The organism is Acetobacter nitrogenifigens DSM 23921 = NBRC 105050 (assembly GCF_000429165.1).
GTDB lineage: Bacteria > Pseudomonadota > Alphaproteobacteria > Acetobacterales > Acetobacteraceae > Acetobacter > Acetobacter nitrogenifigens.
In genome coordinates, this window is the sequence record NZ_AUBI01000006.1 from 160,480 (window position 1) to 176,299 (window position 15,820).

Annotated in this window: 14 protein-coding genes; 8 read left to right on the forward strand and 6 right to left on the reverse strand. The window is 60.7% G+C overall.

Translation table 11 applies throughout. The features are described 5' to 3' along the window. The first annotated feature begins 5 nt into the window (after nucleotides 1-5). From G442_RS0110520 to G442_RS0110535, 4 genes are all read left to right on the forward strand, one after another. Nucleotides 6-3,911: a bifunctional nitrate reductase/sulfite reductase flavoprotein subunit alpha gene (locus G442_RS0110520; RefSeq protein ID WP_246789410.1), complete on the forward strand. Its 3,906-nt coding sequence runs from the start codon at nucleotides 6-8 to the stop codon at nucleotides 3,909-3,911. 3 nt (nucleotides 3,912-3,914) lie between these two features. Next, on the forward strand, nucleotides 3,915-4,508 hold the full coding sequence (locus tag G442_RS0110525; protein ID WP_026397965.1) for an ANTAR domain-containing response regulator: 594 nt from the start codon (nucleotides 3,915-3,917) through the stop codon (nucleotides 4,506-4,508). Next, nucleotides 4,505-5,410 carry an ABC transporter substrate-binding protein gene (locus tag G442_RS21865; protein ID WP_051292195.1) on the forward strand — a complete coding sequence of 302 codons (906 nt, stop codon included), beginning with the start codon at nucleotides 4,505-4,507 and terminating at the stop codon, nucleotides 5,408-5,410. The genes G442_RS0110525 and G442_RS21865 overlap by 4 nt, the downstream gene beginning before the upstream one ends. A gap of 468 nt (nucleotides 5,411-5,878) precedes the next feature. After that, on the forward strand, nucleotides 5,879-6,505 hold the full coding sequence (locus G442_RS0110535) for a LysE family translocator (protein ID WP_026397966.1): 627 nt from the start codon (nucleotides 5,879-5,881) through the stop codon (nucleotides 6,503-6,505). A 361-nt stretch (nucleotides 6,506-6,866) separates the two neighbouring features. Here the strand turns inward: G442_RS0110535 and hutG are convergent, their stop codons facing one another. After that, nucleotides 6,867-7,667: an N-formylglutamate deformylase gene (gene hutG / locus G442_RS0110540; RefSeq protein ID WP_026397967.1), complete on the reverse strand. Its 801-nt coding sequence runs from the start codon at nucleotides 7,665-7,667 to the stop codon at nucleotides 6,867-6,869. A gap of 76 nt (nucleotides 7,668-7,743) precedes the next feature. Continuing rightward, the gene (locus G442_RS0110545; RefSeq protein ID WP_026397968.1) at nucleotides 7,744-9,135 is read right to left on the reverse strand and encodes a formimidoylglutamate deiminase; all 1,392 of its coding nucleotides are present in this window, start codon (nucleotides 9,133-9,135) and stop codon (nucleotides 7,744-7,746) included. 143 nt (nucleotides 9,136-9,278) lie between these two features. On the opposite strand from G442_RS0110545, the gene hutI reads away from it, so the two are divergent. The 3 genes from hutI to G442_RS0110560 are packed head-to-tail and all read left to right on the forward strand — an operon-like array spanning nucleotide 9,279 to nucleotide 11,810. After that, nucleotides 9,279-10,544: an imidazolonepropionase gene (gene hutI, locus G442_RS0110550; RefSeq protein ID WP_026397969.1), complete on the forward strand. Its 1,266-nt coding sequence runs from the start codon at nucleotides 9,279-9,281 to the stop codon at nucleotides 10,542-10,544. After that, nucleotides 10,534-11,295: a histidine utilization repressor gene (gene hutC, locus G442_RS0110555; protein ID WP_084440517.1), complete on the forward strand. Its 762-nt coding sequence runs from the start codon at nucleotides 10,534-10,536 to the stop codon at nucleotides 11,293-11,295. Before hutI ends, hutC begins: the two co-directional genes overlap by 11 nt. A gap of 41 nt (nucleotides 11,296-11,336) precedes the next feature. After that, nucleotides 11,337-11,810: a YbaK/EbsC family protein gene (locus G442_RS0110560; RefSeq protein WP_026397971.1), complete on the forward strand. Its 474-nt coding sequence runs from the start codon at nucleotides 11,337-11,339 to the stop codon at nucleotides 11,808-11,810. Between the two features lie 366 nt (nucleotides 11,811-12,176). On the opposite strand, the gene G442_RS21870 is transcribed toward G442_RS0110560, so the two are convergent. From G442_RS21870 to G442_RS0110575, 3 genes are all read right to left on the reverse strand, one after another. Continuing rightward, nucleotides 12,177-12,740 carry a TylF/MycF/NovP-related O-methyltransferase gene (locus G442_RS21870; RefSeq protein WP_161628352.1) on the reverse strand — a complete coding sequence of 188 codons (564 nt, stop codon included), beginning with the start codon at nucleotides 12,738-12,740 and terminating at the stop codon, nucleotides 12,177-12,179. A gap of 212 nt (nucleotides 12,741-12,952) precedes the next feature. Continuing rightward, the gene (locus tag G442_RS0110570) at nucleotides 12,953-13,939 is read right to left on the reverse strand and encodes an NAD(P)H-dependent glycerol-3-phosphate dehydrogenase (protein WP_371863400.1); all 987 of its coding nucleotides are present in this window, start codon (nucleotides 13,937-13,939) and stop codon (nucleotides 12,953-12,955) included. Then, nucleotides 13,921-14,772, reverse strand: coding sequence for a 23S rRNA (adenine(2030)-N(6))-methyltransferase RlmJ (locus G442_RS0110575; RefSeq protein WP_026397973.1), 852 nt, complete (start codon nucleotides 14,770-14,772; stop codon nucleotides 13,921-13,923). The genes G442_RS0110570 and G442_RS0110575 overlap by 19 nt, the downstream gene beginning before the upstream one ends. Nucleotides 14,773-14,937: 165 nt before the next feature. Between G442_RS0110575 and G442_RS21875 the strand changes: the two genes are divergently transcribed. Continuing rightward, on the forward strand, nucleotides 14,938-15,312 hold the full coding sequence (locus G442_RS21875) for a recombinase family protein (RefSeq protein WP_307188549.1): 375 nt from the start codon (nucleotides 14,938-14,940) through the stop codon (nucleotides 15,310-15,312). Here the strand turns inward: G442_RS21875 and G442_RS25080 are convergent. Continuing rightward, nucleotides 15,307-15,816 (reverse strand): hypothetical protein, encoded by a 510-nt coding sequence (locus tag G442_RS25080; protein WP_146882249.1) that lies wholly within the window; start codon nucleotides 15,814-15,816, stop codon nucleotides 15,307-15,309. The two genes, G442_RS21875 and G442_RS25080, sit on opposite strands and share 6 nt — an antisense overlap. Between the last annotated feature and the right edge of the window lie 4 nt (nucleotides 15,817-15,820).

A 15,820-nucleotide genomic window follows, 5' to 3' on the forward strand; every position in this document is an offset into this window, starting at 1 on the left:
CGATGATGCGTCAGGATATCCGTTCAGCCTGTCCTTATTGCGGTGTCGGCTGCGGCATTGTTTTTGAGGTCGAGGGCGGACGGATTGTCAAATTGCGTGGCGATCCGGAGCATCCGGCCAATGGCGGGCGCCTATGCACGAAAGGAAGTTCCTGCGACCTACCGATCACGTCGTCGGCGCGGCTTGATCGCGCACAGATCAGACGAGATCGTACTGCGCAGCCGGTCGCCACAGCAATCGACGACGCGATTAATGAAACCGCCCGTCGATTGCGCGCAATCCTCGATGCGCACGGCCCGGACGCCATCGCGCTTTACGTGTCCGGCCAGATGTCGATGGAAGCGCAATATCTCGCGAACAAACTCGCCAAGGGCTATATCCGTACACAGCATATCGAATCCAACTCGCGCCTGTGCATGGCGGCGGCGGGGGCCGGTTATAAACTCTCGCTCGGCGCCGATGCGCCTCCCGGGTCGTACGAGGACTTCGACCAGACCGATCTGTTCTTCGTCATCGGCGCGAACATGGCCGATTGTCATCCGATCCTTTTTCTGCGGCTGCTTGATCGAAAACGGGCCGGTGCAAAGTTGATTGTGGTCGACCCCCGGCGCACGGCCACCGCTGAAAAGGCCGACCTTTTCCTGCAGATCCGTCCCGGTACGGATCTCGCGCTGCTGAACGGCATCCTGCATCTGCTGGTCGCATGGTCAGCAATCGATGCGGCGTTCATCGCGGCGCATACGACGGGCTGGGACGAGATGCCCGTATTTTTGGCGGACTATACGCTCGACCGCTGCGCCGCCATCACCGGGATCGAACCGGACAGGATCGAGCAGGCTGCCCGATGGATTGCGGATGCGGGCGACTGGATGAGCCTGTGGACGATGGGGCTCAACCAGAGCGTCACGGGCGCATGGAACACCAACGCCATCTGCAACCTTCATCTTGCGACGGGCGCTATCTGTCGGCCCGGCTCAGGCCCATTTTCCCTGACCGGCCAGCCCAACGCCATGGGCGGGCGCGAAATGGGCTACATGGGGCCGGGCCTGCCGGGGCAGCGTTCTGCGCTGGTGGCGGAAGATCGCGCGCTGGCCGAACAATTGTGGCGCCTCCCGCCAGGAACTATCCGTGCGGAAGAGGGCATTGGCGCTATCGGGATGTTCGACGCGATGCGGCGGCAGGATATTCGCGCCTGCTGGATAATCTGCACCAATCCCGTTGCGACCGTCGCCCGGCGCGCCAACGTCGTGGAGGCGCTGCAGGCGGCGGATTGCGTCATCGTGCAGGATGCCTACGCAGATTCCGAAACAGGCCGCCATGCTGATATTCTGCTTCCTGCGGCGCTTTGGGCCGAAGCTGACGGCGTTCAGGTCAATTCCGATCGGACCATGACACTGACGCGCCAGGCGGTCGCATCTCCGGGAGACGCCCTCGCGGACTGGGAGCTGATCGCGCGTGTCGGACGGGCCATGGGGTTTGCTGACGGATTTTCGTACGTCTCTGCGGCCGAGGTTTTCGCAGAGGCAAGTCAGTTCGCGAACCCGAGAACGGATTACGACATATCGGGAATAAGCCACGAGCGCCTTCGTCTGGGGCCGGTGCAGTGGCCGTGTGGGCCCGGGGATTCAGAGACCCGTCATCCAATCCGTTATCTTCCCGGACCGAGCTTCCCATTTCCAGATGGCCGTGCGCGTTTCCTTGCCCGCCCGTATCTTGGCGCCGGCGAACAACCCGACGATGACTTCCCTCTCGTGCTCGGTACGGGGCGTCTGCAGCACCAATGGCACACCTTGACCAAAACCGGCCGTGTGGAGAGCCTGAACAAGCTGAACGCGGGCCCGTTCGTCGAATTGTCGCCGCATGACGCCCGGCGAAATAAGATCAAGCCTGACGACCTCGTCGAGATACGCTCGCGCCGTGGGCGCGCCGTGCTGCCCGTGCGGATTACGGACCGTGTCGGCCCGGGCGTCTGCTTTGCGCCTTTCCACTGGAACGACCGCTTTGGCGATGACCTTGCAGTCAACGCTCTGACGCCCGATGCGGTCGATCCCGTTTCGTTGCAGCCCGGCTTCAAATTATGCGCGGTCGCCATCGCCCGGGTCGCGCCGCCGAAAGAGGAGGCCCAACTCATGCCTGCCGACGCCATCCCGGACCGGATCGCCGCGCATTTGGGCCTCGCGCCTCACTCGACGTCTTACCTGTCCGCTCCTGCGGCCAACTGGCTGTCGGGCTTCCTTGAGGGCCTGCGCCTTTCGCCACCCGACGGTCAACTCCCTGTGGTGCCGGATCATGCGCCGCTGACGACTGCTGAACGACTTCGGGTCGACGGTCTGTTGTCCGGTCTCTATTCGCGGGCAAGAAGCAGTCTGCAAATCGTGGACCCTGCGCCGGAAGACGACTCTGGCTACGACATCACGGTGTTCTGGGCCTCCCAGACCGGCCGCGCCGAGACAGCGGCCACAGAAGTCGCCCAGGGGTTGAAGGACGCGGGGCGGCGCGTTTCCATAGCGTGCCTGGATACAGTCTCGGCGGACAGGCTGCCAAACGGGCCGGTCGTTTTCGTAACGTCGACATTCGGAGATGGAGACCCTCCGGACTGCGCAATCGCGTTCTGGAACGGGTTGCACGCGCGCAACGAGCCGCTGGACAGCACTTCGCACGCCGTGCTTGCGCTGGGTGACTCCACCTACGGGCGCTTTTGCGGTTTCGGTCGCGCACTGGACGAAAAGCTTGTAGAGCTTGGCAGCAGAGTTCTTGTCGCCCGGCAGGAATGCGAACCAGATTATGAGGATGCGGTGGCCGACTGGCGACCCCGCCTGCTCGCGGCTCTGGCCCCAACGACATCGAGTGCGGTTCAGGCGCCTCCAAAGGCGAAGACGTCGCGAAGGGACGCCTCTGTCGTCGCCGTTCTCTGCCGTAATGACCGTCTGACGTCGGAGTGCTCCGGGCGGGAAACTCGTTTGATCGGTTTCGACCTGACATCCAGCGGCCTGCGTTACGAACCGGGAGATGCGCTTGGCATATGGCCGCTCAATCATGCCGAAGCAGTGGACGCGGCGTTATCCGCTATCGGCCTGCCTTCGAAGACGCCGGTCACATTGAAGCACCACGGGATTGTTTCACTTCGCGATGCATTGATCCGCCATTTCGATCTGGGGCGTCCGGCGCCAGCTATGCTCGAACGCCTTGGAACGGCAGAAGGGTATTTGCCGGAAATGCTGGCGAACGTACGGCTTTCGGCAAGTCCGGATGAGATCTCGCAGTTGTTTCGCAAGATTCAGCCGCGCCTCTATTCCATAGCGTCCTCACAGCGCCGTCATACAGCGGAGGTCCATCTGACGGTCGGCGTAAGCCACACGCCGTATCGCGGCCTCTGCTCGCCATGGCTCGCCGATCTGGCGTTGGGGGCGCCCGCGAATGTCTTCGTTCAGTCGAATGCGCATTTCAGGCTGCCCGCAGACGGCGCGACGCCGATCATCATGATCGGACCAGGCACCGGAATCGCACCTTTTCGCGGCTTTCTGCAGGAACGCGCAGCGACTCAGGCGTCGGGCCGCGCGTGGCTGTTTTTCGGGGAGCGGCATGCAGCCAGCACCTTTTATTTCGAGGAGGAGCTCAAGTCATTTCTGGTTGCAGGAACGTTGACCCGTCTCGACACGGCGTTCTCGCGCGATCAGGATGCACGCATCTACGTTCAGGATCGCATGGAGGAACATGGCGCCGAACTCTGGTCCTGGCTCACTGCCGGAGCTCACATCTACGTCTGCGGCGACGCCGCTCGCATGGCGCGCGATGTGGATGCAGCCTTGCGCCGTCTTGTAGCGCGCCACGGCGACATGAGCACGGGCATGGCGGATGCGTTCGTCTCGGACCTGACGCGCGCAGGGCGTTACCGCCGGGACGTTTACTGAGCCGTGCGCGTGCTTCTTGCCGATGAAAACTCCCGACGCGTTAATGCGCTCTCCGATCTGCTCGCGGCCGATGCCTCGCTCACCCTCATCCGTCTGAGCGCAGGTACGGCGCTGATCGACGCCGTGCGGGAATTTCAGCCCGATATCGTGCTCGTCGATCTGGCGCGGCCTGACCGCGATGCACTCGACGGCGTGCGCGCTCTGTCCGGATCTGACATGGAACGGCCAGTGGCGCTGTTCGTCGATGAGGACGATGAGCATCTGATGGAAGACGCCTTCGAAGCTGGCGTATGCTCCTATAATGTCATCGATACGCCACCCCGCGACGTCAAGCCGCTGCTTCGAGCGGCGATTTCACTTTACGCGCGCTTTCGGCGCACACAGCGCGCGCTCGATACGGCGCAGAAAACGCTTTCCGAACGTGATCTGGTTGATCGCGCCAAAAAGCTTTTCATGAAAAACGAGCGTTGCGGCGAAGCCGAGGCATACCGCTGGTTTCGACGGCAGGCGATGCGTGAAGCCCGTAAGATTGTTGACGTCTGCGCAAGTTACCTCGACGCGCAGGCGCCCGCCGCCGAGGACACCAGTAAAAAATGACCGCATCCATTCGCATAGGCCTGCTCCGTCTCGCCGACAGCGCGCCCGTCCTCGTGGCTGAGCATCTCGGGTATTTCCGCCGCAACGGGCTCGATGTCTCTATCAGGGTTGAACCATCCTGGTCGAATATCGCCGACGGTCTTGCCTGGAACCGTCTGGACGCAGCCGTCGTTTTCCCGCCGCTTGCGATCATGACCGCATTGGGACGACGCGGAAGACCTGTCGCACTAAACCCTCTCATGGTCTTGTCGAAGGGTGGAAATACCATCGTTTTGCGCAAGAGCATTATGGAGGCGGAGCCGGGCGGGACGCCCCCCAGGCTTGCGGTCGTGCATCCGTACTCGACCCATTTTCTTCTTCTGCGTCGCTATTTGGCGACGAAGTCCGAGACGCCTGACAGCTTTGCACAAATCGTTGCTATGCCGCCCGATACTATGCTGGACGCGTTGCGGGACGGCGGCATCGATGGATTCTGCGCCGGACCGCCTTGGGGCGCTGCCGCTGAACATGAAGGTATTGGCGGGATTGTCGCCGGATCATCCTCAATCTGGCCGGGGCATGTCGAAAAAACTCTTGTGACGACTCGATCATGGAGCGTGACGAACCCGTCGGCCTCTGAATTACTTATTAATGCTCTTCGCGACGCCATTACTTTCTGCAACGGGATTGAGAATCGAGAAACGCTTCTGCGCCTTCTTTCAGCGCCAATCAAGGAAGGTGGTCTTGCTCTTCCTGCGGGCGCGACACGCGAAATTCTGCCGGGTGCGAGCAATAAGGATAGTATGGTTTTCGGTGGTGAGAATGCGATGGCGCTCGAATTGATGTTGGATGAAATGATTTCTCTTAAATGGGTGAATTCCGTTGAACTCTCTGGATTGAATTTTTTTGAAAAACAAAAATAATCGTACGATTTTTTATAAATTTTCTGATGAAATTTTAATTACGTAATCTGTGGCGGAGTGTTATTTCGGAAAGGCAGTGTGACATCTCGCTGTCACGGACAAAAACGACTCACGGTCAGTTCGTGACCAGCGTCATCATCCGGACGATCAAAGGCATACCGACGACGCACGGGAGAGTAATCCCAAGCGGCGCCTGGATGTGAATAAATGCCTGCTGTCCACTATGGCGAATGCAGATCGCAATGCTGGGCGACCGCCATGTAGACGACTGTCAGTTGGTGTTTCTCCGTCTTCGCGGCGTTCGTTTTTCGTTTGGAGCAAAGATATCAGCCTGTCTGCGGATGGTGCGGCATGTAGCAATGATCGCCGCCCCGGAGATTAAGGGGAGTGCGTGATTTCAAAGCGCGCTCTGGCGAACTTCAGGCGGGAAGTCGTGTAGGTCCCTGATCGATGTGGTAGGAAAACGGCATGATCGATTTCTCTCTTCTTTTAGCCTTCGTTCTGGCGGCGTCCATCCTGAGCCTCACGCCGGGTGTGGACACGGCGATGGTGTTGCGTTCGGCGACTGTCGATGGACGACGTCCAGCGATTCTTGCCGCGATCGGCATTGCGCTTGGGTGTGTGATGTGGGGTGCGGCAGTGGCTCTCGGGCTTGGCACATTGCTGCGCGCTTCCTATCTGGCCTACACGATGGTGAAAATCGCCGGAGCGGCCTACCTTATTTGGCTTGGCGGTAAGCTCTTGTTGAAACCGAGGGCAGCCTTGCGGACAGAAGATCAGTCTCCGGCGCCGGGCGGATCTGGCGCGTTCTGGCGTGGTTTCCTGACCAATCTGCTCAATCCCAAGGTGGGTGTATTCTATGTCACGTTCCTGCCGCAGTTCGTGCCAGCTGGCGCGCCGGTGGCGGGATACATATTCTTTCTGGCTTGCATCCACGTCGCCATAACGCTCGCCTGGTTTGCGGCCCTGATCACCGCCACTGCGCCGCTTGGTCGCTTTCTGCGCCAACCTGAGGCTGTCCGGGCGCTTGATCGCATTACGGGTCTGGTATTCATCGCCTTTGGGCTCAAGCTGGCGACTTCGCGAGTCTCCTGATTGTAAGCGTTGTCGACCCACGCTCACTAAAGCCGATATTTTGTCAGGATGCTCCCAGATTGGCGTGGTGGTGGTTTCAATTGAGCCGCCGCTCTTTGGCGACGCTGCTACGCCAGCGATACGGCTATGGTTCGGACGGTAACGTCGGGCGCACTCCATTTGCGTCCGGTGTCCTGAATGCAGGAAAGTTGCTCCTACAGCCGGTTAGGAGCGCGAAGCCGTCTGCTTGCAACGTGCCAGGGGCGGTCAGCCCCTCAAACCTCCCCCCAACACCTCTTCGTGTTGACTTCATAGCGCTGGACGGCCCCGAGGCATTGTGACCGAGCATCCGGACGAACGGGTCCCCAGCGCCGCGCGAGGCTTATCCCTCTGGCGTCCATGAGAGCAATGTGTCGAGCAGCCCGTTGATAGCGTCCCGCAGACGCGCGCTTTTCGTCGCATCCGCAGGCCATGGGTCATCCTCACTGGCCAGATAGGTCGATTGCGCGATTTCCAGCTGGACAGCGTGCACGCCCGTCCCTGGCGTGCCGTAATGACGCGTTGTGTAGCCTCCACGAAACCGCCCGTTCAGAACATGCGTGTAATCGGGCGACATTCCGACCTGCTCCATCACGGCATTCGACAAGGAGGCTGCGCAGGACGCGCCGCTATTGGTGCCAACGTTCAGGTCCGGCAGCACGCCCTCGAACAGTCGTTCAACCTGCGAACGGATCGAATGCGCGTCCCACAGGATCGCCCACCCATGCTTTGCTCTCAGCCGTTTGAGTTCCGCAGTAACGGCGTCATGGTAGGGGCGCCAGTAAGCCTCCGTTCGTTGCGCGATTTCTTCCCCGCCGGGCGCCTCTCCTTCGAGATAGATCGGAGTCCCGTCGAAGGTCAGATGTGGCGCAAGGCCGGTGCTCGGTCGTCCAGGATAGAGCGCCGCATCATCGGCGCCGCGATTCAGATCGACGACATATCGCGAGTAATGGGCGGTAAGGACGCCGACCCCACGCAACGCTGCTCCGTTGTAGAGATCCGGCATGTACCAGTCCGTGTCAGGAAGGCGCAGTCCGCGCACCGTCATGCGGGCCTCCATGCCCGGCGCGAGGGCCGTACCCGCATGTGGGATGGTGACTAGGATGGGGCTTGAACCCGGCGTCAGAGTGAAGACTGGAGACATTGTTTTGTGGTTCCCGATTATTTTAGATGATATAAGATTATTTTATCAATTTGAGTAAAACCTGCGGCCCCTTGCGTCACTCTTCCAGCAACGCGGCGGCGGTCATGTTAAAGCGTTCCCGCGCAGCGTCCTGCAGAGGGTGGCGCCCGTCACACACCCGCCACTCTCCAGCGCACATGACATCACGGATCGGTAAGGCCGTTCCCGCGAAAATCGCGGCGTCGAGGATCGCATCTCCCGTCAGTCCGGGAAGCGACAGCCGCGCAGCGTCGAGTGTGCAGAGATCTGCTCTTGCGCCGACTGTGATTCCCCAGAGCGTATCGCCGCCCGCGAGAAGCCCGCAGGCCTGCGCGCCGCCTTGCGCCGCCGCCCGATAGAGTGCTGCGCCTGTCGAACCGACCTCGCCTTCCGGCAGGCCGAGGCAGCGCTGTCGCCGACTGAGTCTCTGTCCGTATTCGAGCAGGCGCAGTTCTTCGCCTGGGCTGATCAGCACGTTGCTGTCTGACCCCACGCCCCACGCGCCCTTGCGTGCGATGTAATCCTGAAACGGGAAAAATCCATCACCCAGATTGGCTTCCGTGATCGGGCACAATCCGGCGACGGCGCGACTGTCTGCGGCTCGCGCGGTCTCCTCGACGTCCATATGGGTTGCATGGACAAGGCACCACCGATCATCCACAGGCGCGTTGTCGAGCAGGTAGGAGACCGGGCGCGCGCCTGTCGCCGCGAGACATTCGTCCACTTCACGCGTCTGCTCCGCGACGTGGATATGGACGGGGCCGCCATGGACCCGCCGTTCTGTAAGGCGCGCAGCGTCAGCGATATCGACGGCGCGCAGGGAATGCAGGCCGAGCCCGACGACAAGACGACTGTCGCCCACCGCGCCTGCCGCCCGTTCGGCAATCTCCATGATGGTCTCCGCGCAGGTCGCGAAGCGGCGCTGGTCAGTCTGAAGGCCGGACGCTCCGAAACCGGAGCGGGCGTATAGCGTGGGAAGCAGCGTCAGCCCGATCCCGGCATCCTGCGCCGCAGCGATCAACTGGACGGACATCTCGGCAGGGTTCGCGTATGGCGCGCCGTCGGGCGCGTGGTGCAGGTAGTGGAATTCAGCGACCTGCGTGTACCCGGCGCGAAGCATCTCGATATACAGATGCGTCGCAATGGTCCGCATGTCGTCAGGGCTGATCCGCAGCGCCAGGCGATACATCAGCGTGCGCCACGTCCAGAACGTATCCGCCGGATTCTGACGGCGCTCGGCAAGACCCGCCATGGCGCGCTGGAACGCGTGAGAATGCAGGTTGGGCGTCGACGGGATCGCGACATCCGCCCGCCAGTCGGCGCCATCGGGCGTCGCATCAGGCTCGATATGCGCAAAACGCCCGTTTTCGTCCGTCGCGATCCGCACGTTGCAACGCCATCCCTGGGGGAGGAGAGCTTGTTTCACGAATCCGATGCGGGTTTGCGTCATGCCGGTGCGTCCGCTTTTTCTGTCGTTGCGTAAACGCACCATAGCGGCTTTGATGGGGTTGTATAGACTTACCTAGAGTTCTACCGGAGGCGTTCCATGCGCATGGTATCTCGCGCAAGGGCTTTGTAAACAGGATGACGACGATGTGGGACAGGCTCTGGATTGGCGTTCATCTCGCGACGCTCGACCCGACGGCGACCCAGGATGCTTACGGCTGCATACGCGACGGCGCCATTGCGTCGCGCGACGGGCGGATTGTCTGGCTCGGGCGGCGACAGGACTTGCCGGATGCGCCCGAATCTCTTGCGCGTGAGGTCATCACGTGCAGCGCCGGGATTCATGCTGCAGATCCAGTCGGGGCGCGCATGCCGTGGGTGACTCCTGGTCTCATCGACGCGCACACGCATCTTGTTTTTGCCGGAGATCGTAGCGCGGAGTTCGAACGGCGCCTGAATGGCGTAAGCTATGAGGAAATCGCCCGGGCTGGCGGCGGCATAGCCGCGACCGTGCGCGCGACCCGCGCGGCGAACGAAGAGGAGCTGCTTGAAATCGCGCTCCGCCGCGCGCAGGCGATGATCGCGGCCGGAACCACGACGATCGAGATCAAGTCGGGTTATGGACTGACGCTGGCGGACGAGGTCAAACAGCTGCGCGTGGCGCGCGCCGTCGGCGAAAGATTGCCGGTGCGCGTGCATACGACGTTCCTCGGCGCCCACGCCCTGCCGCCGGAATTCGCCGGACGACAGGACGACTACGTCACGCATCTGATTGAAGATATGCTGCCCGAAATCGCGCGGCTCGGCCTCGCGGACAGCGTGGACGCATTCTGCGAGAGCATCGCCTTCACGGCGCCGCAGGTGGACCGGCTGTTTGCCGCCGCGCGCGAACTCGGCTTGCCGGTCAGGCTGCATGCGGACCAGTTGTCCGATGGCGGCGGAGCGTCGCTGGCGGCGAAGTATCGCGCGCTCTCGGCTGATCACGTCGAATATGTAGGGGAGGAGGGCGCCGCCGCATTGGCGGAGGCTGGGACGGTCGCCATGCTGCTGCCCGGCGCGTTCTACTTCATCCGTGAAACGCAGGCGCCGCCTGTCGATCTTTTCCGGCGTTACGGCGTGCTGATGGGGCTGGCCACAGACTGCAACCCCGGCACGTCGCCATTGTCCAGCCTGACGGCGACGATGAATCTCGCCTCCGTGTTGTTCAGGTTGACGCCGGAGGAAGCTCTGAAAGCCGTGACCCGGATCGCCGCACAGGCGCTCGGCATGTGCGGCGATATCGGCGTTCTTTCTACAGGCAGTTTTGCAGACTTCGTGCTCTGGGACGTGACTGGTCCACATGAACTGTCCTACTGGATCGGTGGCGTGACCCCCATCGCACGCGTTTTTGGAGGCGTTCCCGATGGCGTCTGATACGGACACCCTTCCGCGTCGTACCGTGTTGTCGGACCTGACTGCTGCGCGCCCTGCTTCCCGCTACGAACAGGTGAAGCACTACATCACCGAGCGGATCGCCTCGGGCGAGTGGGGCGTCGGTTCGCGCCTGCCATCTGAAAATGAACTGGTGGAAACGCTCGGCGTCTCCCGGATGACCGTGCATCGCGCTCTGCGCGAACTCATGGGCGAGGGGATCGTCACGCGCGCCCAGGGCGTGGGCACGTTTGTCGCCCGACCGGCGCCAAGGGCTGAGGTGCTCGAGCTTCGTGATATCGCCGACGATATTCAGGCGGGTGGGGGACGGCACCGATCGCGCGTCGTATTGCTGGAGACGATCCGCGCTGATGGACATCTCGCCCTCGCTTTTGACCAGCGGCCGGGCGTCAAGCTGTTCCACTCCGTGCTGATCCATTACGAGGACGACACGCCCCTGCAGATTGAAGAGCGTTTCGTCTCTCCGCATTTTGCGCCGGATTACCTTGATCAGGATTTCGCCACGACCCATCCACATCGGTATCTGTTTCAGATCTCGCCGCCGCACGAAGTCGAGCACGTGATCTTCGCCGTGACGCCGGAAGCGGAACAGCAGGCCCTCCTTGAACTCGATGGCCCGGAAGCGTGTCTGCAACTGGTGCGGCGTACCTGGGTCGAAGGGCGCGTGGTGATGCGCGGCGTGTTCACTTATCCCGGCAGCCGCTACAGTTTCGGCGGGCGACGGCAGACCTGAGTCGCAACCTCGCCATCAGGCAATCAGGGAGATTCCAGCATATGAGCCTTGAGTCCGTTCGCGCCTTCTTCGCCCAACACGCGCCCGATATCGCGCCCGTCGTGATGGAGGCGAGCACGGCGACCGTGTCGGAGGCCGCGCAGACGCTCGGCGTGGAAGACGGGCAGATCGCCAAGACGCTGGCGATAAAGGTCGGCGAAGAACGCCTGCTTGTCGTCATGGCGGGCACGGGGCGTCTGGACAATCGCAAGACCAAAGCAGCATTCGGCGACCGTCCCCGTATGCTTCCGCCCGACGAGGTGCTTGAGTTGACCAGTCACCCCGTTGGCGGCGTCTGCCCTTTTGGCCTGCCGCAACCCTTGCGCGTATGCTGCGATATTTCGTTGCGTCGGTATGCCGAGGTCTGGCCGGCGGCGGGTTCAACCACCAGTTCGGTCTGCCTGACGCCTGAGCGCCTGACTGAATTGGTGAACGGAGAATGGGTCGATGTGTGTCAGGCGGTCGCTGACGCGTGATCAGGAATCTATCTCGTAATAATCTTATATAGTCTTCATTGTGCAGCGCATAGTGAAGGTCGGGCGTCGAGCGAGTCGGACGTAGATACAGCGAACGACTTCGACTTCCTGGCGGACAAATCCGGTGGCGCATTCCTCGCGTCGTTCAGCGTCGCCACATCTCCCGTTTGCTCGATATCGAAGGAAGCAATTCGACGACCCGTTTCATCAAAAACTCGCAGATGTATCGCCCGCCCGGAGTGTGCCGTACGCAGCTTCAGGGCTGTTCGGACGGCTCTCTCCCCGCAAATTGATTCTCCTTTAATTTTGGAAAAAACAAGTAAAGTTCTTCTTAAATTCATAGTGTCAAATCGCGGGTCCAAACATCTAAGCCGCGACAGCGGTTGCCTCCGCCTCCGCGCTGACCATCACGCGGGCATCAGCCGAACGAATAATCATAGCCTGCGTCGTTGGTAATTCGATCACTCTCTCGGAACGGCCAGTCATGAACCGGTCAACGGCGTTCCGGACGCCGGGAATGATTGAGTAATCGTGCGTGATAAGTATGCCCCCCGGAAGCATGCGCGGATAAAAGAATTCCAGGCCTGCATAAGTCGCGCCTTCAAGATCAACATCCAGATGCACAAAGGAGAATCGCAAATTCTCCAGACCTGCGGTGCTGGCCGGAAACACACCCTGATGAAAATGAACGCCCTTGTACCCCGTCAACACATTCTGGACTTCAGTCAGAGTTCCTCGAAATTCACCTTTTCGAAAAGTGCCTCTTTCCGCACCTGAAGGCTTTGGAAGGCCCGAGAAAGTATCGAACAGATGCAGCGGGGTGGCCCCTTTCACGGAACATAGCAGACGCGCCGAGCAGCCTTTATAGACCCCGAATTCAGCGAAAGCGCCACCATGTTCCGTCTGCGCCTGCGCCAACGCATGCAACATAAAAGATTCGTCGCCGCTGAGCAGTGAGTCCGCTTTCTTGCGGCACGATTCTATGGTGTCGATAACCTGTTTCGATTTATGGCCGCGCAGCAAAGCGAGTTGAAGATGCGTTTGAACGTCGGATGACAGAAAGCGGAAAACCCTGTTGCGACTTACAATCCGTCTAAGCCGTTCGTTTCGCATCCACATCCGCGTCTTTCCCCCTATCTGACTCAGGCCATGCGCCCTGCTTCGCTTCCTGTCGGCCGGGATAGCAGGCGTTCGACAACATCGATCAAAAGACTGCGCCCTTCGACCAGATCCGCTACCGCTTCGATCACCGGAACCGCCACGTCATGCCGCTTCGCAAGAGCCAGAAGGGCGCCGGAGGTCGCTACGCCTTCGGCCACGCCCGCAGGCGAGTGCAAAGCTTCCGCAAGCGTCATGCCATTTCCCAACGCGGCGCCGACACGAAAGTTGCGGGAAGCGCCCCCGGTGCAGGTGAGCAGCAGGTCGCCCACCCCTGCAAGACCCGCCAGCGTCTCGGGGCGTCCACCCAATGCGGCGGCCAGACGTCCGATCTCCGCCAACCCTCGCGTCACCAGCGCCGCGCGCGCATTTTCGCCCAGACCTGCGCCAATCGCCGCCCCGGCTGCTATCGCGATCACGTTCTTCGCGGCGCCGCCAAGCTGCACCCCGACAATGTCGTCGCTGTCATAGAGACGAAACCGAGGCGTCGTCAGCAGATCGCCCAGAGCGCGAGAAAGATTCGCCTCCCGTGCTGCGATCACCGCCGCCGCCGGCAAACCTGCCGCGATTTCATGCGCAAAATTCGGGCCGGACAACACCGCGCCGGAAACGCCGGGGAGCGTCTCTTCAAGAATCTGAAGCGGAAATCGTAAAGTTCCAGGCTCGACGCCCTTGCAGCACAGGACGACCGGCGCGCCGCTGTTGAGGCCGCCCAACACGGACGGCAGATGCTGCATCGGAACCGCCAGCAGCACCATGTCGGCGCGCTCTGGCATCCGCCCGCTCACCGACACCGTGTCGGGCAGCGGATGTCCCGGCAGACGCGGCATGGCGCCGTTCGTCAGACGCGCCGACGGGTCGCGCGCCCAGAGATGCACCTGCGCGCCCGCTCGCGCGGCCTGCAAGGCCAGCGCCAGCCCCCACGACCCGGCGCCGATTACAGCGATACGCTTCATTCCGGCGCGACCCATTCAACCTTCGCCTGCGTCTCTCCGTCGCCCAGATGGCGGCACAGCGGCTCAAGCATCATGCGCGCTTCCTCGTCGAACCGATAGGGCGGCTGCACCACCAGAAGCCCACACCCATTGAGACGCGACGGGTCCAGCGGCGGCCGCAGGGTGAACTCCACATTCAACACGTCGCGCAGCCCCGCATCCCGGATCGCATCCAGAAACGCCCGGACCGGCGCCCCATGCTTGATCGGATACCACGCGGCCACCATGCCGGTGGAAAAGCGCGCGCGAGCCTGCGTCACCGCCTGCGCCAGCCGTGCGAACTCATCAGTCCGTTCGAACGGCGGGTCGATCAGCGTCAACCCGCGTTTGGCCTGCCTTGGCGGCAACAGGGCGCCGATCGCCTCATACCCGTCGCGATGATGAACCGACACATTCGCCTTGTTCCGAAACAGGCGCCGCAATACCGCCTGATCTTCCGGATGCAGTTCGCAGCAGATGAGTTCGTCCTGCGGGCGTAGCAGGCGCGCGACCAGCTCCGGCGAACCCGGATAATGAAACGTGCCTTCCTCCGGCCTCAAACTGGCCCGCACCATATCCAGCCAGGGGCGCAGCGGCGCCAGTTCCGACGCGTCCTCTGGAATGGCAAGCAGCCGCCCGATCCCATCCCGCCATTCGCCCGTGGCTTCCGCCTGAACGCCCGCAAGATCGTACCCGCCAATCCCGGCATGGGTGTCCAGAACCGCAAACGGCGTAGCCTTGCGGGTCAGCGCGCCAACCAGCGCGGTCAACAGGGCGTGCTTCATGCAGTCGGCGAAGTTGCCAGCGTGGTAAGCGTGTCTGTAGTTCACTGAGAAATCACCGTAACATGTTGTTTTAATTTAAATTTACTGCAGGGGATGTCAGCTTGACTTACCCGCATACCCTCGCGTCACCGAATGTTGACCCGCATACCTTAGAGATGAGCCGATGACTGAGCCATCCTTCGCTCTGGTCAGCAGCCCAAACCTGACCGTCTGGCTCGCTCAACCGCTGATCTGTTGGCCATCGTCGAACGCATCCACGCCAAAAACGCGTCGTTAGTGATTTTGTCGATGGGCGGTCAGAGTTTGGATACGTCCAATCCCACGTCAAAAATGATGCTGACCATGTTGGCCGCCGTGGCCGAATGTGAACGCGACCTGATGTTGGAACGGCAACGAGAAGGCATCGCGGTGGCCAAATCAAACTGCAAATATCAGGGCCGCCCACCGATAGCTAACGAACAACGCGACGCGATCCTGACCATGCTGAACAACAGCATGTCACTCACGGAAACCGCCCGTCGATTGGGAATCAGCCGCGCCACCGTCTATCGCATAAAACGTGATTGGTATCATGGATTTCTATGATTTAAGACCATTAAATTCGCGCTCTTGTAGCGATTGCCATACACGCTGGTGGCGTGCTCTGCATATCGGGATAATACGTTTGAGGCGTGCCATATTTTTTTCACGAGAGTGAACCGACATTATACATTCATTTCTAGTGATTTGCGTTATCCGCATACAAGCAATTAAACTTTGTATTGCACGTCCTGTTTCAAGAGAGAATATGGCGGTAATTTGATATTGAATTTCCTGAAGTTCTATCAGCCGATTGAATGGGCTTTCAATGAAACGTTCCTTTAATTTTTCCTCTTGGGCTGAAAACACATTGCTGATTCGGCCGGATTTTTGTCTTATTTCCTTGAGTTTATTTAAAAACTCAATGCGGCCGTCGGCGAATCCGCTATCAACTTGTCTTCGAAAGCACTTGTCGACGATTTCAATATATTCGACACGTCTTGAAAATTTTTCGAGATTTAATTTCTCACGAGCGATTTCCTTTTGCGTTTGGGCAATTTCATGATTCACGGTG

Bases quoted from the DNA above. Each gene is read 5' to 3' on its own strand.
- G442_RS0110520 (WP_246789410.1), top strand. From the start codon at position 6: ATGCGTCAGGATATCCGTTCAGCCTGTCCTTATTGCGGTGTCGGCTGC.
- G442_RS21865 (WP_051292195.1), top strand. From the start codon at position 4,505: ATGACCGCATCCATTCGCATAGGCCTGCTCCGTCTCGCCGACAGCGCG.
- G442_RS0110535 (WP_026397966.1), top strand. From the start codon at position 5,879: ATGATCGATTTCTCTCTTCTTTTAGCCTTCGTTCTGGCGGCGTCCATC.
- hutG (WP_026397967.1), bottom strand. From the start codon at position 7,667: ATGTCTCCAGTCTTCACTCTGACGCCGGGTTCAAGCCCCATCCTAGTC.
- G442_RS0110545 (WP_026397968.1), bottom strand. From the start codon at position 9,135: ATGACGCAAACCCGCATCGGATTCGTGAAACAAGCTCTCCTCCCCCAG.
- hutI (WP_026397969.1), top strand. From the start codon at position 9,279: ATGTGGGACAGGCTCTGGATTGGCGTTCATCTCGCGACGCTCGACCCG.
- hutC (WP_084440517.1), top strand. From the start codon at position 10,534: ATGGCGTCTGATACGGACACCCTTCCGCGTCGTACCGTGTTGTCGGAC.
- G442_RS0110560 (WP_026397971.1), top strand. From the start codon at position 11,337: ATGAGCCTTGAGTCCGTTCGCGCCTTCTTCGCCCAACACGCGCCCGAT.
- G442_RS21870 (WP_161628352.1), bottom strand. From the start codon at position 12,740: ATGTTGCATGCGTTGGCGCAGGCGCAGACGGAACATGGTGGCGCTTTC.
- G442_RS0110570 (WP_371863400.1), bottom strand. From the start codon at position 13,939: ATGGGTCGCGCCGGAATGAAGCGTATCGCTGTAATCGGCGCCGGGTCG.